This window comes from Lacticaseibacillus jixiensis (assembly GCF_042847315.1).
Lineage (GTDB): Bacteria > Bacillota > Bacilli > Lactobacillales > Lactobacillaceae > Lacticaseibacillus > Lacticaseibacillus jixiensis.
Genome location: NZ_BAAFPR010000005.1, coordinates 163,157 through 181,650, shown reverse-complemented (window position 1 = coordinate 181,650; position 18,494 = coordinate 163,157). Strand labels below are relative to the sequence as shown.

General features: G+C 48.7%; 18 protein-coding genes. 4 read left to right on the top strand and 14 right to left on the bottom strand.

Going from position 1 to position 18,494, the window contains the following annotated elements; genetic code table 11:
* The first annotated feature begins 1,167 nt into the window (after positions 1–1,167).
* The 4 genes from ACGG90_RS05100 to ACGG90_RS05085 all read left to right on the top strand — a co-directional run bounded on the left by ACGG90_RS05100 (position 1,168) and on the right by ACGG90_RS05085 (position 2,849).
* A complete protein-coding gene (locus ACGG90_RS05100; RefSeq protein WP_390406624.1) occupies positions 1,168–1,413 on the top strand; it encodes a hypothetical protein in 246 nt (81 codons plus the stop codon).
* A gap of 87 nt (positions 1,414–1,500) precedes the next feature.
* A complete protein-coding gene (locus tag ACGG90_RS05095; RefSeq protein ID WP_390406622.1) occupies positions 1,501–2,202 on the top strand; it encodes a hypothetical protein in 702 nt (233 codons plus the stop codon).
* Between the two features lies 1 nt (position 2,203).
* A complete protein-coding gene (locus tag ACGG90_RS05090) occupies positions 2,204–2,470 on the top strand; it encodes a hypothetical protein (RefSeq protein ID WP_390406619.1) in 267 nt (88 codons plus the stop codon).
* 16 nt (positions 2,471–2,486) lie between these two features.
* Positions 2,487–2,849 (top strand): hypothetical protein, encoded by a 363-nt coding sequence (locus ACGG90_RS05085; RefSeq protein ID WP_390406617.1) that lies wholly within the window; start codon positions 2,487–2,489, stop codon positions 2,847–2,849.
* Between the two features lie 320 nt (positions 2,850–3,169).
* Here ACGG90_RS05085 and ACGG90_RS05080 read toward each other — a convergent pair whose 3' ends face one another.
* The 14 genes from ACGG90_RS05080 to ACGG90_RS05015 form a co-directional block, all read right to left on the bottom strand.
* The gene (locus ACGG90_RS05080) at positions 3,170–4,888 is read right to left on the bottom strand and encodes a DUF3991 domain-containing protein (RefSeq protein WP_390406614.1); all 1,719 of its coding nucleotides are present in this window, start codon (positions 4,886–4,888) and stop codon (positions 3,170–3,172) included.
* Positions 4,824–6,089 carry a MobP2 family relaxase gene (mobP2, locus tag ACGG90_RS05075; protein ID WP_390406612.1) on the bottom strand — a complete coding sequence of 422 codons (1,266 nt, stop codon included), beginning with the start codon at positions 6,087–6,089 and terminating at the stop codon, positions 4,824–4,826. Before mobP2 ends, ACGG90_RS05080 begins: the two co-directional genes overlap by 65 nt.
* On the bottom strand, positions 6,086–6,526 hold the full coding sequence (locus ACGG90_RS05070; protein WP_390406609.1) for a hypothetical protein: 441 nt from the start codon (positions 6,524–6,526) through the stop codon (positions 6,086–6,088). Before ACGG90_RS05070 ends, mobP2 begins: the two co-directional genes overlap by 4 nt.
* Positions 6,526–6,777 carry a hypothetical protein gene (locus ACGG90_RS05065; RefSeq protein WP_390406606.1) on the bottom strand — a complete coding sequence of 84 codons (252 nt, stop codon included), beginning with the start codon at positions 6,775–6,777 and terminating at the stop codon, positions 6,526–6,528. The genes ACGG90_RS05070 and ACGG90_RS05065 overlap by 1 nt, the downstream gene beginning before the upstream one ends.
* A 405-nt stretch (positions 6,778–7,182) precedes the next feature.
* Positions 7,183–7,995 (bottom strand): hypothetical protein, encoded by an 813-nt coding sequence (locus ACGG90_RS05060; RefSeq protein ID WP_003663060.1) that lies wholly within the window; start codon positions 7,993–7,995, stop codon positions 7,183–7,185.
* 17 nt (positions 7,996–8,012) lie between these two features.
* On the bottom strand, positions 8,013–8,639 hold the full coding sequence (locus tag ACGG90_RS05055; protein WP_003663058.1) for a hypothetical protein: 627 nt from the start codon (positions 8,637–8,639) through the stop codon (positions 8,013–8,015).
* Between the two features lie 9 nt (positions 8,640–8,648).
* The gene (locus ACGG90_RS05050; RefSeq protein WP_003663056.1) at positions 8,649–9,626 is read right to left on the bottom strand and encodes a CHAP domain-containing protein; all 978 of its coding nucleotides are present in this window, start codon (positions 9,624–9,626) and stop codon (positions 8,649–8,651) included.
* On the bottom strand, positions 9,626–11,539 hold the full coding sequence (locus ACGG90_RS05045; protein ID WP_003663054.1) for an ATP-binding protein: 1,914 nt from the start codon (positions 11,537–11,539) through the stop codon (positions 9,626–9,628). Before ACGG90_RS05045 ends, ACGG90_RS05050 begins: the two co-directional genes overlap by 1 nt.
* Entirely contained in the window at positions 11,523–12,119 is a 597-nt protein-coding gene (locus ACGG90_RS05040; RefSeq protein WP_003663053.1) for a hypothetical protein, read from the bottom strand. The genes ACGG90_RS05045 and ACGG90_RS05040 overlap by 17 nt, the downstream gene beginning before the upstream one ends.
* Positions 12,106–12,441, bottom strand: a complete 336-nt coding sequence (locus tag ACGG90_RS05035; protein ID WP_003663052.1) for a hypothetical protein — start codon at positions 12,439–12,441, stop codon at positions 12,106–12,108. Before ACGG90_RS05035 ends, ACGG90_RS05040 begins: the two co-directional genes overlap by 14 nt.
* A gap of 11 nt (positions 12,442–12,452) precedes the next feature.
* A complete protein-coding gene (locus ACGG90_RS05030; RefSeq protein WP_225441061.1) occupies positions 12,453–14,852 on the bottom strand; it encodes a pLS20_p028 family conjugation system transmembrane protein in 2,400 nt (799 codons plus the stop codon).
* Positions 14,853–14,862: 10 nt separating this feature from the next.
* A complete protein-coding gene (locus ACGG90_RS05025) occupies positions 14,863–17,412 on the bottom strand; it encodes a VirD4-like conjugal transfer protein, CD1115 family (RefSeq protein ID WP_003663049.1) in 2,550 nt (849 codons plus the stop codon).
* Between the two features lie 259 nt (positions 17,413–17,671).
* The gene (locus ACGG90_RS05020; RefSeq protein WP_225420736.1) at positions 17,672–17,755 is read right to left on the bottom strand and encodes a putative holin-like toxin; all 84 of its coding nucleotides are present in this window, start codon (positions 17,753–17,755) and stop codon (positions 17,672–17,674) included.
* 146 nt (positions 17,756–17,901) lie between these two features.
* The gene (locus ACGG90_RS05015) at positions 17,902–18,492 is read right to left on the bottom strand and encodes a hypothetical protein (RefSeq protein WP_016363420.1); all 591 of its coding nucleotides are present in this window, start codon (positions 18,490–18,492) and stop codon (positions 17,902–17,904) included.
* Positions 18,493–18,494: the final 2 nt, after the last annotated feature.

The window sequence follows — 18,494 nt, the reverse complement described above, 5'->3', positions numbered from 1 at the left end:
ATTGGTATGCCTCGCTTAACTTCTGCCATGGCATTTGATCCGCAAGCTGAACCCACTCGTTGTCTGCACTGAGCGGTGTGCTCAGTGCAGTACCAAAGGATTCAATTGAGAGTTGCGTGACTGTTTGACGATAAACCATGGATAACGCCTCCGATAGGGTTGTGTAAAGTGCATGGGGATTGACGGAATACCGGGAATTCCTATGCATCTATTATACAACGATAACGGGTTAAGGAGCTGTTACAGATAACTTGGACAAATTATTCACCAGCCACTAATTATACCATACGAAGCACTGAATCCCTACTGTATCAAGGGATTCAGTGCTTTTTGATTTGTCGAAAGTAGTCGGCAAATTGGTGCAGTTGGCAGTGGTAAGCGGCCGTCCCGGCCGCGCGAATCGGCGCCACACCCGCTCGATTCGCTGGCCTCGTTGTTCGTCGTCTCAAGATCCGATCACGGCTGCGTTAGATCGCGGCACGGCAAAAATCTGCCGCACACGCTGACTCGTATCAAAAAGCCAACTTCACCAGCCCGCCGACATGACTCAGACGGATAGATCTAGCTTTGAAACACTTCTCATCGATGTTTCTTCCTTAAATTTCAACCAAAAAAATGCACGATTCATGAATAATCATTCAAATGATTTAGATCAAGATTAACAGATGTCGGGTCCGGCCCAGACAACGGCTTCCAGATCAAAGCCCGATCTAAAAGCCGTTTTGAGAAGCGATGGCTCGCCAAGCCGAATCGCTCATCGCGGTTATGTTGTGCACGCTTCTTAGACAGTGGCTGGGCAACGATTCAAATGACCCTAGATCCCGGGTGTTCGGATATTCAGCATTCAGGTTAGGCAACAGCATAACCCACGCGGAAACAACCCGCGGGCGCAAGCGCCGAACCCCTTCTAAGGAAGGTTCTCGTGGCCTTGATTCGTACATTAGACCAGCACCAGGAGCGCTAACCGACAAGTCGGCAAGCGCCCCTAGGTTCGGAGACAAGGGCGCAAAAACTTTTGTTCCACAAGCCCGATTCCACAAAACTTTTTGACTTGCGCTGCGCTTACCCTTGTCACCTCACCCGCTGCCGGTGCGAATGTGTCATCAAGACGGCTCGACAAAAACCTTCCTTAGAAGGGCCAGCCGCCAACAATAGGAGGATTACACCATGAAAGAAGTCACTATGATAGACTACCCTGCAATCAAGAAAGAACTCAAGGAACACAAACAAGTTTGCCACCTTACCAAGTCAGAATTTCAAGCCATTCTTGACGCCTACAACACTTACGACTGGCAACCAGTCTATGAAACGCGTTTGTACAAAGATTTTGGCGGCGAATATTGTCTCCTATTAGAACTTATCGCCAAGCACATTATCGCCGCACCACGGCAACGCATGATGATTTTTGCCTAACGTCATTTAACTTAAAGGAGGTGGTGCATATGAGATAGCAAATATCCTATCCAATGCCGGAATATCATACCAAACAGGAGGTACGCTATGGAATTTAGATCAAAAAAAATCAGCACTGCCGCTGGCACGGCAACACTGATTGCATCAACTATCATCAGCCTTTTTCGAGGAGTGCTGGATAGCTTTTACGACTTGTGCGAACTAGAAGAAGATGAGCGAATGAGCTTGGGTGAGCTATTATTCGGGGTCACAGTCACGTTGGCAGGATTTTTAGCCTTTTTGGCTTTGACCAGCTTCATCATCTTACAAGTGATCGAGATAAATTGCAACCCGTCAGAGCGGGCTGTGGACAACTCAAAGGAGATAATCAACATGACTAACAACGAAACCATTTTTCCCGTAACCCGCGAGGTATTCGACGCTCTTGGCGTCTACGTTCAATGCCACCAATTCCAGTTGCTTGGCACAACCAACGTCAATGTCTTGGAACAAACCATTAGTCAGTTGGCGCGTATGAACTACGCCGCAAACCTGACGATGAATCACGCCGACCCGACGTGTTGGTTACCGCTTGAAGCCTATCGTTATAGTCCAACACGGTCAATCATGATTGACCTAGCGCACATGATTCCACATTTTAACCGTGAGCGGGCACTAGAAGCTGTGCAGTTGATCAATGAAAGTTGTGGCCCGCTCAAAACCGCTAGCGATCAGGCCTTGCTTTCGAGTTTAGAAGCGCGACTGACAAAATCTAAAGACCGCATCGCACTATCCGCTCAGGAGGCTTAGCATGAACACAATCTTAGTGAAACGTACCTATGACTGGCAGTACCGGTTTTTCGATCAACGTGAACGCCTAGCCGACACCGCCAGTCAGATCATGGAAGACTTTGGGCTGTACGTTGCACCAACTTGGCTAGCGCTCAAAAGAAGTGACGAAGTACATGGCGAATTGCACAGCCTGAATCGCGACAATGATCACGTTCCCCATATTGTTGCCGGACTAGAGATGCAACTACTGGGCAACAAACTAACAGTGAAACGAGTCACTGATTAAGAAAGGAAAAACTAACATGGCAAGCTATGAAAGATTCGACGATGATTACCCATTCGCACTAATTGAGCAAAACATCTATGACAACCACGAGCTACAATCGCTCACACCGGTATTTTGTCACCCGCTTCGTTGGGATCATCCACTAGTAGAAGTCGTCATTGTCGAGCCGGTGGCACTCATGTATCAGGAAACATTAGACGGTCAACGCTATTACGTTTTGCACCCCGTTTCATGGGCAACACTCGCGAACTACCACATCGTAACCACGGAACTACATCACGCCTTGTCCTTAAAAACCGTTGCCGCAAAGCGCCGCGCAGTTTTGAAACTAATTCGTATTTGCGAAAATCAAGTTGAGATGGCGCATCTAATTTACTAGACAAAAAGCAACTTTTCACCCTTTCCGCAATGCGCGGGCTATTAGCTAAATTAATTTACCAAACTAGTCGGAATCAAAGGTAAATAAATAGGAGACAATCGAGGCACAAGGCCCCGGTTATCTCCTTTATTTTGTGCGGGGCGGCTCAGCATAGCCGTCCGTTCCGGCCGGTGCCGTGGGGCGCCTGGCCCGCCCACGCGGCAGGGCAACGTTGTTCGTCGCCGCAAGGTTTCGGTAAAGGCAACGCTAACGCGACGGCACGGGAAAACCACCCGCACACGTCGCCGCTCGAATCTCCATCGCCGCCTTGGTCATTTAGATCACCTAGCAAGTGCTCTCTGCGCTGGCTGTGTTTGCTGGCGCGGCTGCGCCTTGCTCCTAAGTGAGGTCGGTTCAACCTTAGCACCCATGGCACGCTCGTCTTGCTTATCAACGGCGTTATAGCCATAGGTTTTAATGAGATACGCCATTTCCTGAGGAGAATCGGCTTCAAAAAATCCGATTGTCTGGTCGAACCGATTAATTGCTTGATAGTGCGTTGTGCCATCACTATTTGGAGTACGATCAACAACAACCTGCTGATTATCTTTAGTATAGACACGACGGCTCAATACTTCCGACAAGGACTCGGCACGCATTGACTTCAAGTCGTCGTTCCAATCCTTAATAGGATGTGTGGTCGGCTCATAACCTTTCCTAAACTGTTGAGCATAGCTGCTGATTTTTCCAGCAAGTTTGCTCCGAAAATCATCGACCATGCCAGGCTGCAGTCTACGGATCAAGAGTTCAAAATTTGGTGTATCCTCCTTCGTCACTAGTTTCATCGTTGTCGCGATCTTGGTTGCCCGATCAGCGTACTGAGTGCCGGTATAGGGCTCGTCGATATTGTCTGATTCGCCGATAAATCCACCTTGAAAATCAAAGCCGTTTGCGAGCTCGCGCTTGCGACTAAAATTTGTCTCAGCTTTTTCAACGGCAGCGAGATCTCGCCAATCCACACCAACAGTTTTGGCAACACTGTGCAAGATTGTAACTCGGTCTTGTGGAATCTGCCGATCATGCGGCATCAAATTAAAGTACGGCAAAACTTCGCCGGTTTCTTGAACCACAAATTGATGCTGTTTAATCATCCGATCGAAAAACATGTGTCCCGCTGCATCATTATCAACGCCAAATCCGATACTGCTTGGCACATTACCAGTGAGATCATACATGTATTGAATGCCCTTAGTTACAGTTACCGGTTTCAAACCATCCATAGATAAGAACATGGTGTTATTGGTCTCAGGATGCGTTGAAAGGTAAGACAACGCGTCGATCGGCGCTTCAAAAACCAACATCTGTTCTGGTTTACCAATCGAAAAGTTGAAGCCAAAGTCTTGCTCTGAATTCTTCATAACGCGCTTGAACGTACCGCGACGCCCGTTTTGATCGTAGTCGATTGTCGTCCCTTGCGTAGCCGCGCCCACACGCCGACCGCTCTTAGCCCAAACGAAAACAACATCGCCATTCTGATTCTGCTGGATAAACCCCTTTTGATGTAACGTCGCGATCAATTGTGGATTCAAGCCGCGTGCAATCGTCAAATAATCGTTAGCGCGCGTGAAGTCCTTACTATTGCGCGCTTTGTATTGAAACGGTTCAGTCTTGTGCTGCACGACCTCTGCGCGTGACAAACTAGGATCGTTTAGCAACTTCACCGCATCCTGCATCGACTCGACGCCAACAACGCTCATCATGAAGTCGATTGGGTCGCCATGCTGCTGCCTTGAGTTCCAGTAGAAAGTATTCTCCCTAGCGTTGACCACAAAAGAATCGTGTTCGATCCCGCGCCAGTTAACTGAGCTTTCCTGATTTAAGTTGAAACCATTGCGTTGCACAACATCAACGATCGACGCTGACTTGGCACGCTTAAAATCTTCTTTCCATGACACATAGATCACCTCCAAAAAAAACGCGACCACAAAGGCCGCGCTAGCGATATAAGTCTTGATTTTGATTGTTGCGCTTGTTTTCTTCTTCAGTAGCGCTGCGATCATGCGCCTGCTTATTCAACAGGTGCTGTTGCACGTCACCACGAAAAAGATTCTTGATAGCCTTCAACGAAGATAAGATTCCATGATTTGGCACACCGCCAGTGGGCAAACGTTCCGTTAAGTCAGAAGCATTCGCCTTAGGATCATCTTGTCTACTTCTAGTCCGCTGATCCTGTCCCAGCATTTCCTTGAGTACTGAGTTACCCATGCGGGCAAAAAGTTCATCATACTTGTGATCGTAGTATTCCTGCGATCGATTCTCCTCTTTGCCAGGCTGACCTTTACCGTAAAGAAATTCGCGGAAGTTCACCTCAGTCATCAGTTGCGAGTCAAGTGCTTCTAACTCTGTTTTGTGGTATAGCTGCATGTACCGACTGGCGAAACCATCGAGTAATGGACGCAAGTCTTTCATGCCATTCATGTTGTAGCGCCACTGCCGCCGGTCTTCTGGGAGCTTGCTGTAAATTTGCTTATAGTAGTTCATCAGTTGCCGATCCGGGAGGTTACGCCAAGGCTGTTGATGTGCTGGTAAACGATCACGGATCAAGCTAGAAATCTGAGCCAATGATTGATCGCGGTTCAACAATTCATTGGCAACAGCGGACTTAAACTTGCTGAGCGTCCCTGCCTTCAGATAACCTTTGCGTTCACTCACCACCTCGCCGTTCAACTCAAACTCCTTGAACTCACGTTGCGGATCTGGTTCAACGGTGGCGATGTGCACGTGGATATTATCGGTGTTGAGATGAATTGATGCTGACCACAAGGCCGACGCAGTGAGCCCCTCGTTGGCAAGCAATTTGGTCATACCAGTGCGGATTGCTGTACGCAGCTTTTGTTGATCGACCTCTTGCGTTCTCAGATCATATAGACCGTGTTCGGCGAGAAAAGTATTGTCAAAACTCACAACCGTTTGCCACATGACTGACCCGTTGCGCTCTGCCTTTTCAAAAGATTGTCGCAGCTGCTTCCGCGCATCAAGGTCTAACTGATCCTTGCCAGCGGTGAAGATTCCGGTACTCTTCTCGGGATTTTCCATGTAGTGGTTGTACCCATCATAGTTAACCGCGTTCCAGTCCTTGAAGTGCTTTGCAAGCATTGCGTCCGAACGATTGATGTAGTTGATGTAACCGGAGAAGTGCTCGTCTCCTGGGCGCTCAAAACGCATGACCGAAACGATTCCTGGACTACTACCCACGATCATTTACCACCCTTCATGCGCTTATACTTGTCACTGTTTCGGTAGACCTGTTGTGCCTTGATTTGGTCAGCAATCTTCTCATCCGCGCGCACGATCGCATCACTTTGCACGTCCATGACCGGGAACTGTTCTTCCATCCCATGCAGCACAATAAAGCCATTCAACAACTCACGAAACATCGCGACAGTGCGCTCAGTTGATCCAGTCCGCAAACGAATCGGATCAATCAACTGCTTGATTTCCGTTGCAACCTGATGAGCTAAAGCCTGGTTGTCCAAAAGTTGTTTTTGCATCTCCTGATGCTCATGAAGCAACCCTTCTACAGCCTCACCTCGGGTCTTACACTGATGGTTCTTCATGTACTGATCGATATACTTCCAGCCATATTCACCAGATTCAGGTGCATCAAGATACAATACTCGTCGTTCATGCAAAACCATCACTTCCTTTCAATTCCTAACGAATCTAACAGTGCGCTAAGCACCTCTGTATTGCGCTGGATCACGACCTTCGATTGCTGCGCAAGTTCACTCAAGTCGTTCAACTCACCCTCCACATAATAATCTCGTGCATGCTGATGAATCAGCCGTGCGAGATACTTGTTTCGGGTCATACCCTTCGCATCTGCCAACTGTTTAATGATGGCAGCATCCGCGTCTGCTACACCTTTAATGTGAATATCAACTACCAACCAAGTCAGCCTCCTTTGTTCAAATCAAAAAGTTTTGACAACAAAAATGGTCTTGAAGTTGCTAACTTCAAAACCAAAAACCAAATTCAAAACTAAGTGAAGGGTGGGAGTTGTGATTCAAAAGTCCGGATCGCAACTCCCACCCTTCAAGTCCAAAATCTCGACAGGGGCCGAATTTTGGACTTTTAGTAGATGAGCATAAGGGAAAACCGAACCCAAATATGGGTTACACCGCAGTGCGGTGGGTTTTCCAAAGGGGTCACATTCGTGACCCAAGTGCCTAAGATTCAAGCTTTAGGGCGCAAGGAAAAATTTCCTTTGTGCCCAGTATTCATTGAGTTGTGCACCCACTTTCTTGGTTTGTGCCCTAAAATCGGCATTTTTGGCACCAACGATTTCGGGGGTTCAATCCAGCTTTTCGGTATAATTTGTTCGTGCCTGACGAGCACTAGCGATTGCTTTGCGAGTTTTTGCCGCCGTAGTTTGATGCTGCTTAATGGTAGATTCTGTTTGCGCGATCTTACTCTTAGTGTCAGATTTCTGAGACCCAGTTTGAAGATTCAACGACTGATTTTGCTTCGCTAAGGTCTTCTTGAGCGTGGCAATGTTGGCCTTGTTCTTGGCCACCTTGTGCTTCAGTGTCTGGATCTTTTTCGAGTAATATCTCACCATGTAGGCAAGATACTCTTGTTGAAGCTGATGCGTTGTTGGCCGCTTGTAAGAACCAGCGTCCTTTGCCTTTTGAACTAACAAGGCTTGGCTATTGGCCGCCTCCAAGCCGCTACCCGTTGTCTTCTTATCACCGATCACAACGTAGAGAAGAGCTTGCTTTTTGGGAACTTGTTTGACCGTCACGACATAATAGTCTGGACTCACTTGAGTCAAAGCTGACGACAGGATCTCGCCATTTTCGTGACCCCTGGTGCGAACCTTTGAACGAACCGTAGCCAGCGGATCAAGCTGATTGTCGCTAACATAAAAACCTAGACGGTACGTTTGATTACTGTAACGTTTAGCATTGGCATAGACGAAAGTGTTCTGTCCCATCACGAACGACTTGCCCATGGCAAGCCCCGACTCGTTGATGTTTTTAGGGAAGACAGCGAACAAAATTAGCGTCACGCCGATTGCCGCCAAGATCCAACCAAACAGTTTCTTGAAGCGTCTTTCTGCTTTATTACGATCTAAAATCTGGACATGTTTTTCTTCGACATCCACCAGTATTCCTCCTTCCTTTACTGATCGTTACCGGCCTGATCGGTAACTACGGTGAACATTTGACTATGGCTCACCAGCCCTCGATCAAAGCGTGCCAGTAGCACACTTGAGTATTGAGTGTGACTGCTATCGTATGAGTAAGAGTACGTCATGTGGACACTTACCAACGCATCCTTGCCGGCTCCGGGTTGGATCATCGCAGTAATGGTATTCCACTCGATCTCATAGGCCGTCGCCTTCGTCTGAGTCCCCGCAGTCGCGGTAGTCGGTGCCAGTTGATCGACTTGTTCTGGGGTCGCCACCTTCTTCAATGCAGCCCGTTTTGCGGATACGCTTGGCGAATAGTTCTGGAGAATTTTGGCGTACTGGATGGCAGTATTCTTGAGCTTCTGTTCACTTGACTTGTAAGAGGAGAGCTCGGCTTCGGCAGACTTTTGAGCTGCCTTGGCCGCTGATTCTGCGGCCAAGTTGTTACTCGGTACGGCCCGCTCTTTCTGCTTCACCACACGCGTTTTCATCACGACTCGTGGTGTTTGCTGTGCGACACGATACCAGCAACCACCCATCACAACCGCCAAAACGGTTACGAGAATGGCGTAGCTAACTAACGCGATCCGGCCTAAATTATCGATTCTAAAATTCACTTGATCACCTCATTTTTTGTGGATATAAACGTATGAAGAAACATTGCTGAGAGTCTGATAGTTCGGCCCAGTTGATGACGGAAAACCTGTACCACCTTGAGAAATTTTGATGGTGCCAGCGCTACGGTTGTATGCTTCCACGTAGGCGACGTGCCCATACTGTGGATCAGCTCGCCATGTGCCAACCATCTGCCCAGCCGCAAAAACGACGATCGTGCCAGCCGCCGGAGTTCGGTTCACGGTGAAGCCCGCGGCCGCGGCCGACGTGCCCCATTGACAACCATTGCCCCAGCCGTTGCCGGCCCATCCACTACGCGCTTTGGCGAACCAAGTGCATTGACCCTTGGGGTAAGTGTTACCAGCAGTGTTGAGTTTATATTGACCGGTTAGCTCCGATTGGTCGATGCCAGACAAATCAATTTTGCCAGGCACCGACTTAAATCGTGGCGATCCTTGAGGTCCTGAGTGCAGCCACTCCATTTTTCTGACGCCCAAGATTGTTGTCCAGCCGATCGACGATTTCCAATCAGAGTTGTTGAAAAAGGCAAGCAGCTGATCCAGGGCATTAAGCCGGTTGGTGTGCCCTTCCAGGGCGTAGTATGCAAACGTTCCTGCCGTATATTGCAACACGCCCGCGGCCTCATTCCCTCCGGAATTCATGTCTTGAACTTGCTGAATAACGGCAGCGTTACCACCTGATTCATTTTGGATAACAGCTTCTAGGTTCTTGATAAACTCATCGCTGGGATCCGCATTCATCGCAGTTGCGGCAATTTTTATCAGCTGTGGATCGTATTCACCGTTGGTGGCAACATCGCTGCTATCGGTACTCGATTGACTAAGAAACATCGACAAAATGCCAACCGTAAAGACCGTCACCAGCAATAGCCCCACTGCCGTCATGATTGCCGGCAGACCAGTCCATGCGACAAAACGGCGAACTAAAAGGGCGTTCTTCATAGTCTGCTTTTCATGATGTGAATCCATCAAGCACCACCTTCAAACGTCCTCAATTCTTCGTCTGTGACTTGGAAATTCATGTGCAGCTTATCGGTGCCGATCAACAAGTACGCCTCGCCTTTTCCGAAGTCAGGCAAGCTAGCGAAGTCCTGTTCCGTCATCATATTACCGAACAGTGACCGGAGGATCCCCGGATCTTCTTTGGTCTTGATCGTCGAAACATCGTGCTTCATTAGCACCTTATACTGGCAGAGCGAGTACAACTGATTCAGTGCGTTGACCGCCTTAACCATACCCTTATCGGACACATTGGCACCGCTTGGAAACATCCGCTCCAAGCGCTGCGTGGCCAAGACAATCGACCCAAACATCTTGCGGTCTTCAGACATTAATTTGACAAAGAAATCAGCGACAAAAGACTTGTCCGTATTCAAGATAGTGTGGCATTCGTCAATGATCATCAACCAGTGCTGCACATCGATCAGGCCTTTTTCACGCGCGTCGTAGGCTTTCTTTTGAGCGCGGCCCAGGCGCATACAATTGTTATACGAGTCGATGATTGCGTTATAAATCTGTAAGTCTTGGATGGAATCTTGCATCGCGTCGATTGTGCTCAGTTGATACGAAACCACTTGTAAATCGCTCAAGTCTGGGAAGCTTGAATATCCGTCAAAGAGATCACCAAAGGTTGACTTCAGTTGGCCTAGAGACAACAAAATCGACTCATAATAACGTGTCATTTCTGGATAGAGACCCTTGGTGGAGGCATCCTGAATGAACGGCACAATGTCTGAAAGTGTCGGGTACTCCGTGGCTGCCAATGCCGTCACCGGTGGCCGGTCTGGATCAAGATAGTGATGCTGCTTGTAGTATCGATCGCACAACTGTGAAAAGGCATTGGCTGTGCGTTCATCGGCGTCTCGATCTAACAACCGATACTTAATCGCCAAGCCCCCAATGTGGGCCCGATACGATGCAATGACATCCGGATCAGAGGTCTTTTCGTCATATTGGGTTGGGTAGACCTGAAACATATTGATGATGCCGTCAGATCCATCAAGGTTGATCACCGTGCCTTTGAACTTCCGCACCAGCGTCGCAAACTCACCCGTTCGATCAAATACCCGCACCAGGTCGCCGCGAATGGCGCGCTCCCATAGGATCTTTTTGAGGCTAGTGGACTTGCCACTTCCCAAGTCTCCTGAGAGAAATGTGTTGTAGTACGTCCGCGTATTGGTAACGCGAAACATGTCCCAATAGACCGTCCCGCCAGTTGGCGTATAACCGAAGTACGAGCCATACGGATCACTCAAGGAGGTTTGATTATGCGCGTAGCCCAGTCCCATGACCTGCCCGCTTAACGGTAAACCTGTGCGTCCGCTAGGTAAGCGCGACTGTTCGACAATCGGCAAGAACATCGACTTGTATTCGTCCGCGTTCTCGTCCAAAAAGACCGTCGCGCCATAGCCATCAGTCGCTAAATCCGAGATCACATCGTTGACTTTTCGGTTCAGGTGATCCACAGAATCCGCGTAGAGGTAGATGCGCATGCTGACCTGCTTGATTACTTCACCCTGTTTATTGAGTTCAACGGATAACTGCCGCAGTGGTAACAATTCTTGGTCGATCAGGTCACTTTCCGTTGTCGAATAGGCGCGGTGTCGTTGGATCTCAAGTTCGGAAATTGAGCTTGAGATTTGCTTGGCATAGTTGATCTTGGGATTTGTGTAATAGTCCACCACCGCTGTTGCGCCGTGAACTGCCGTCAGCTTTTTGAGCCAAAAATCACTGAAGGTATCGGGGATCTCATAGACATGCACACAGGCCATAAAGACGCTACCCAACCGCACGAGGTACTCGCTCTTGGTATCCAGTCCGCCCGCTGGTTGGATCTGATAAATAAACCCGTCGTCAATCACCTTGCTATTGTTCTTCTTCACTGGTTTCCACCCCCGGATTATTCATCAACCGATACATCAACTGCTTTTCGGAAATCGTCGTCGGTTGAAAGCCATAGACCGCGCCCTTCGCCTTAGCGTCTTCAATATTGGCCTCAAGCTGTTTTGGCGTCGTGCCAAACAACATAATCCAACTGGATAACTTGCGATAGTGCTGTTCAAGATATTGCAGGTTGTAAAGCTCCTTTTCTAATTGCTCAACCCGAAATGGATCGGTAGTTGTCTTGATCAAGTGGCGGAAATATTGTTGCTGCACGTCGTTGTTTTCTGGGAAGTTCAAGAAAATCTCTTTGACCGAATGCGTGTACTGCCGCATAAACCGCCATGAGCCGTTCTCGATTGCATCAGCTTCCTGCAGAGTCATTCGATCCAAGTCATGCTTTTCAGGCTTCATGACGTCTGCGTAGTAAGTGGATAGTCCACTCTTGAGAATGATGTAACCCTGCTTGCTGATGCCAATGATCGGCAAGATTGCAGTAATCTTGCCACGCTGCTTGCGTTCTTCAGTCTTCGTCCGCTGATCACGTTCCTTGCGTCGATCAAGCGCATTAAATCCGGCCATGGCGAGCACCTTCTTTCTCCTCATGGAATTGGTAGATTGGCCGTTGGATCGCGTGATAAGTCCGACGCGATTTACGGACAATCTGCATCAATACCTGGTAATTTTTCTTGTCATAAACACTAGATGGCGACAGCATCAGATAAGTGATTGCCGCTGTTTCAATCGGCGCGAGTGCTTGAAGAAACGGTGAAACAAAGCGAGTGAATAGCAGCCAAGAGATCCCCGCTGCTACCAAGATCACGATAAAGTCTGCGATCGTGAGATTCTTCGAATACTGTGCCTTCATCATCATCTTTTTGGAAAATTGGATATTGTGATACATTTAATTGCCTCCTATTTCAGATTTTTGCCTTGACGTAAGCTCTGACCAGTTGTTTGGCCAACGCGATAGGCCCGCCGCACTGCCGTAACGGTCGGTGACTTGGCTAAGGACTGATGCGCCCCGATATTGACGTCAGTCAGTTTATTAGTAATCATCCTGCCAATTATTTGGTTAGCCGTCGTATTGAATTGATGTTGTGCGTCTAACGCAGCATGTTGATCATTCAAAATCGCCGTTTTTCCGGCCTGAACTGCACTAGCTGTTGCACGCGGCATGGATTGTGTGGAAACATGTGGGACCTCGTAACTAGTAGCGGTGTGCCCTCCACCAAGCGCCTGTGACCGCTGTTGAGTCGGTTGCGATTGAGCGCCACCCAGGCTTGGTTGCGTTGCTGTACCTGACATCGCGGGTTGACTCCCTTGAGGTGTACCAGCGGGACCGACGGAAACAGCTTCACCACTGCTCATATCTGGCACAGCGTGTGTAAGACTTGTTCCATAGCCGAGCGCTTGTCGTGCGGCTGATGTACCTAACGATGGCGCTGATCCAGCGTTCGTGCCAAGCTGGGACACTTGGCCAACTTGGGCCGGTTGAAGCTTGCTACCAACTAAATTCTTAGCAGCCTGCGGCATTTCTGGCGCCGCAACATCAGGCGCAGAGTAATCTTGTCCGTTACCAAGTCCAACATCGGTATTGGCATCGTCTTGTTGCAGCTGGGGTGCTGTAACATCACCGCTAGTCGGATTGGCCGTAGTACCCAATCCACCCAAGGAGCTAGCGCTACCTGTCCCGATGTCCGCTTGTGCTGGCAAATCAGGTGCAGCTACGGCTGGTTCTTCAGTACCGTTACCGTTGGTTGCCCCAACACCAAGCGCACCCTCACTAGCTTCTAAACCGGCGTTAGCGGGATTATTACCGTTGTCAGCAGTAGCCAAAATTGGTGCTGCCTGATCCTTGTCGCTAACATTTGGCTGCGCCGTGGCTGTTGAAGCAGTGCTCGTTGGGGCGCCGCTGGTCTGAGTAGCTGTAGTCGGACCGTTAGTAGCCTGCTTTTGGTCTGATCCTTCAGCTTTTGTTGGATTAAGTTCTGGCTTTTTATTCGATGCAGCAGTCGGTGCCACGCCACCAAGCTTGTCACCTGGCAGTTCAGGTTTTTTAGTTAGGCCATTGCCAAAGCCAGCCAGTGCTGACGCACCAACGATTCCCTTACCGGCTAGCCCCTTAGCAACACCACCGAGCTTCTTGGTTGCATCCAAAGCAGACTTAGTCGTATTACCAGCACCGCGCGCTAGCAACATAACGTTGGTCATGGTTTGTGCCATCGAAGACAACCCGGCATCGATACCGAAGACTGATTGGATGATATTCGGACCATCGAGCACGAATAAGAAGGCGCCGATCATCGCAAAGACGCGCGCGACACCGCCAACGCCAGCCTGTGTGATAAAGCTCAAAAACTGTGCATAGAACTGTAGAATCACACACAGTAGAAATGCGACCACAAACGAATCGCGGAGCTTTGCAATTATCTGGCGGTTACGTTTTCCCGAGTCAAAGTCGGTGAGCGCAGCGCCCTGAGCTAATAACCCAATGAAGTTGATTTCCATAATGATCTTGACCAGTTTGAAAATAACGATCGCTACCGTGATCAAATATAATAGAAGGTTCGCGGCTAGGATCCACGGATGCCAGGAGTACCGATAGTAGTTATCATCGATCTTGAAAGCCCCTTGCATGTTATGCAACTCCCACTTACCGTCCGCGTTCATCGACAACTGCTTAGACAGAATCTTAGTCCCATCATCGCTAGCCTTAGAGCCGCCAAACCAGCCACCCGTATCGACTTTTTCGTTAATGCTCAGCAGTTTGATGTCTTCCATATTTTTGATCTGATTAGTGGTTCTGGGGAGCTTAGCCTTACCGCCACTCGTCTTCCAACCGGCCTTATCCAGCATATAAACGTCAGTGATATTACCTTGATAGATTGAAACTGCCGATGGCGTATTCACCATGGCCTGTTCCGCGCCGGCAGTAATCAGCTTCGTCCCTTGGGCCATGAGAAACGTCAGTCCAAAGAACAATAGCACCGCCACCAAAAAGTTATTGCCTTTCTCGTGATAATCCACGCGCTTATTGTGCATCATCATCAGGCCTGCCCAGAGCAGTCCAATCGTGGCTAAAGCCCAGATAACAGGATCATACGTCTTGAGGAATCTTTGAAATGGTGCATAGCCCCAGAAGTCTAGTAACTTGTACATGTATGCAAAGATACTAGAAAGTCCATTGACGACTGTGGTGAGGCCATAGATGATCATGTATCCGATCCATCTCAACCCGTCAGAGACAAAGTTAGTGACGTGCAGGTAGTCTGCATAGGCTCTTAGGACTGCGATAATTTGTGAATCACTCAATTAATTTCACCTACAGTTCTTCTTCCTTGATCTGAAACAGAGGCTTCAGTTGTCGATACGCTTCCGGCAATAGCTCCCGGTTCTTGATCAAAAAGACCTTCATCTCGCCAACTGTCTCATATGACATAAAAACCATTTGCCGATCAATCGGCATGTGGTGCTCCACAATGCTGTGTAGCATCTCAAGCTGGCCCTTCGTGAAGGCTGCTTCGATTGATCGGAGATCCTCGTTAATTTCACTCGTGACATTGGGGTTCACAGTACTACGCTCCTTTCCTTTTGATGCAGATTTAAAGCCTGCAAACGGGTCTATAATTGTCTTTTTATGCGGTGCAGCCTTCACAGCATCGATGTTGCGAGTGCCATCAGACTGCTGTGTGACTTTAAGTTCCAAATTTTCGGATGTATGGACATAAAACTCCTTAGGTTCTGCTTCTTTTTTTGTTGGTTTCTTTGGATTCTTCGCCCCTTCGACTTCTGGCGCCAAGCCGAATTCCTCACGATTGATGACAAGCTCACTTAAATCAAGATCCGCATGAATTGAGCGCTTATTGTCATTCAACTGTTCAAACGTCTGCGGATGGTTGAAACGATCACCAAGGTACTCATAGGCAAACGGCATGCCATAGCCTTTGGTAGAGTCCGCAAATACGGGCCACGCCGTGACGTCTTGGCCTTTAAGATCCTGACGCTGTTTGGCACGGATCAAGACCCATTCACCCTTGCGCATCTGGCGCAGTTCTTCAGCAGTCATTAAGTCTCGCGCCTGCTCGCTTTCGCCGTATGATTTATCCAGGCTCAACGGATCGCCATGCCGCGACGGCGCGATGATAGTCTTCTTGCCTAGTAGAGACGCAAAATACTCAGGATCATGCTTACCTTCAGGAAGGATACATAGCTTATTTCCACAGGCATCAAGGATTGCTTCGGCACCACGTTCGCCGTACTTGTCTTGCAGTTGCGGAATCGATTGAAAGACCAGGTCATACAAGATGCCCCGTTGCAACCCGACGTTCATTGATCGCGATAGGCCATAAATCGCTGGAATATTGGACACTTCTTCATAAAGGTTCAGCACTCGCCGCGGCAAAGCCGAATCTTTAGACATTGTGGCCAACTTCGACAGGACATAAGAAATCTGCGACAGGAATGTAGAGACGATCATATAATTGGAGTCATCATAGTCTGGATAGCAGATAAACAAAGCAATCGGCTTCTCGCCGGTCGCCAGTTGGGCAATATCCATATCACTGTGCGACGTCAATCTAGCGATCGAGTTCAGAGTGAAGTTCTTCAACTTCGCCATGGCGCCAGTATAAATCCCAGAACGAGTAATCCCTTGAGAGAAGGTAATCGTGCCATATTGCAACTTGGCGGGATCATTGATCGCCAGGCTACTGAAGAATTCATCTAGCGCTGTCGTCCCATTCTCATCCGGATTCGTTCCCAGTTCATTGAGCATGACGGAGACTGTATACATCGTGACACGCTGCGGCGTATCAGCTTGATAACAGACTCGACACACTGCAAGGATCAAGGCATTACACAGTGCAATCGATGCCTCCTCCCACATCGGATCTGAATGATTCTGGTCGTTATGAAAAATCGAATAACTCAAGGTGTTGCACAGGCGCTGAGCCTCATCATAATCTTGTTTCCAGTAAGCGATTTTGACCAATTCTAGTGGGTTGTAACCCATCGAATACTCTGGCGTGATCAGATTTAGGATCTTCACGTCCCAGCCATGACGCTCAAACTCAGCTTTCGTGTTCTTGACCATATCCGCCTTCAGATCGGTTACGATCACCGATTCTTTGATCATTGCGCGCATGATCAAATCCAACTTAGGATAAGTGAAAGCTTGAGTCTTCCCTGATTGCGTCCCCGCGACTGCCGCGGTGTTGGTCTTGTTACGATCAACCAGGTCATACCCATGCTCAGGTTGGGAATCTCGGTTATTTTCAACGAGTTCAACACCTTCGCGCTGCTTACGTGCGGCAATCGCATCAAACCCGATTGCTGCTTGCGCAGGATTCATGGTGTACGTCTTTGGAATCGTCAAAGACAACGCATCGGCCTGATCCAGAGGGATATGCAGTTGCGGTGTCCCCGGATACCCTTCATACAAATTATCGTCAAGCGGAATCGCCACACTTTCTGTCGCTAGTTCTTCCGGTTCTGCAAAGCGTGCGGTCCCCATTGATCCAGTGTTGATGTCACGGTAGGCGATCCGCATCTGATAAAGTTTCATCGGCACTTTCCACAGCCAAAACAACAACGCTATCGCCAAAGGGATCAACAAAAGCGTCGGCGTCGTCAGTGGCACAAATAGACATTTCAGGCTGAATACTTGCCGCCAAGGAAAGTGCATCAACTGCGCGTTGTCGATATTCTTAGGCCCTGCCTTAATCAGGTTATGTGCCATCGTTCCGAAATAATAGATGACGTGAGTCACCAGGTTGGCGAACATGTATATGGCTAAGAAGCTGAGTACACCAACAGTCGCAATCATCTTAGGATCGGCAAGAATTTTCTTCCATTGTTTAAATGGCGTATTCATCGAACCAATCACCTCTTTTTAATTAATTTCACGAAAAAAGCAGCCAGACAAAGGGACTGTCTGACTGCTCAAGAAAAGTTCTAACTCAAAACCGTGGATAGATATTGCCGCACTGATCGTGAGTGCGCTATAATGTAGCTGTAGTAAAACACCGACGACACTTATTCAGCGCCGCCGGTGTAGGCAAGGCCGGATCTCTCCGGTGGCCAGCTAAATCAAGTTACTTTTCAATAACCGTCATCGCCGGGAAGCAGGACGGTTATTTTTTGTTGTCGTTTTTCATGATTTCCACGATTAACACCGCAAAGGCGATCATCAAGGAAAGCGTCTGATAGACACTCATGCTTGCTCCTTTCAGAGCAATGACTACAACAAAGGCTCATAGGCATCACTCCCTTCTTTCGAAAGCAGCTAGCCACCGTCCGGCCTTTCCTCACCAAAATAAATTCTACCAGAATTTCTAGCGCACATATACTGCATTGATAACTTCTACCGGCGTTGAGTCTTCTTAAGACGAATGCGATGCCAGGCGTCCTGCGCGTCCGCAATCCCTTCTTGGATACCAAACACCAGCATTGTCACTGTTGCAACGGCAATAATCAAGCTTAGCCAGCCATTCAGCCCCGGCATGATTCGCTGTAGAAGACCGCCACCAACGTAACTGCCAATCAGGTACAATGCGAGATTCGTAACGCTGAGTTTCAGCATGACGCTGATTAGATCGACGAAGGCCGTGCCGGCGGCCAGCAGTGCGATCGTCGCAATCACTTGATATGGCTGGCCAACTGGCAATTCTCCCATCTGATTCGATGCGATCCAGATGGCTGCGACCAGGAGAATAAAGACACATACTAACTGAGTCACCTTATGGATCTTATTGTGGCGCCGATTGTATGCTGCCACGCGTGCGTCACACGATTGATTGTCATCGTAAGTAATAACGACCGTGTGCACCAGATTCCCCGCTGAGACCAGTCCTAAGACGTCCATACCTGCGGACTCAAGTTCATATAATGTATCACTGACCCGATCACTCAAGGTGCCCGCAGAAAGCGCAGTAACAGTCTTTATGGCTTTCATCA

Excerpts from the sequence above, each read along its gene's own strand:
- ACGG90_RS05070 (WP_390406609.1), bottom strand. The coding sequence starts at position 6,526 with ATGGTTTTGCATGAACGACGAGTATTGTATCTTGATGCACCTGAATCT.
- mobP2 (WP_390406612.1), bottom strand. The coding sequence starts at position 6,089 with ATGATCGTGGGTAGTAGTCCAGGAATCGTTTCGGTCATGCGTTTTGAG.
- ACGG90_RS05085 (WP_390406617.1), top strand. The coding sequence starts at position 2,487 with ATGGCAAGCTATGAAAGATTCGACGATGATTACCCATTCGCACTAATT.
- ACGG90_RS05100 (WP_390406624.1), top strand. The coding sequence starts at position 1,168 with ATGAAAGAAGTCACTATGATAGACTACCCTGCAATCAAGAAAGAACTC.
- ACGG90_RS05015 (WP_016363420.1), bottom strand. The coding sequence starts at position 18,492 with ATGAAAGCCATAAAGACTGTTACTGCGCTTTCTGCGGGCACCTTGAGT.
- ACGG90_RS05050 (WP_003663056.1), bottom strand. The coding sequence starts at position 9,626 with ATGGATTCACATCATGAAAAGCAGACTATGAAGAACGCCCTTTTAGTT.
- ACGG90_RS05080 (WP_390406614.1), bottom strand. The coding sequence starts at position 4,888 with ATGATCGCAGCGCTACTGAAGAAGAAAACAAGCGCAACAATCAAAATC.
- ACGG90_RS05095 (WP_390406622.1), top strand. The coding sequence starts at position 1,501 with ATGGAATTTAGATCAAAAAAAATCAGCACTGCCGCTGGCACGGCAACA.
- ACGG90_RS05040 (WP_003663053.1), bottom strand. The coding sequence starts at position 12,119 with ATGGCCGGATTTAATGCGCTTGATCGACGCAAGGAACGTGATCAGCGG.
- ACGG90_RS05020 (WP_225420736.1), bottom strand. The coding sequence starts at position 17,755 with ATGAGTGTCTATCAGACGCTTTCCTTGATGATCGCCTTTGCGGTGTTA.
- ACGG90_RS05090 (WP_390406619.1), top strand. The coding sequence starts at position 2,204 with ATGAACACAATCTTAGTGAAACGTACCTATGACTGGCAGTACCGGTTT.
- ACGG90_RS05025 (WP_003663049.1), bottom strand. The coding sequence starts at position 17,412 with ATGAATACGCCATTTAAACAATGGAAGAAAATTCTTGCCGATCCTAAG.
- ACGG90_RS05035 (WP_003663052.1), bottom strand. The coding sequence starts at position 12,441 with ATGTATCACAATATCCAATTTTCCAAAAAGATGATGATGAAGGCACAG.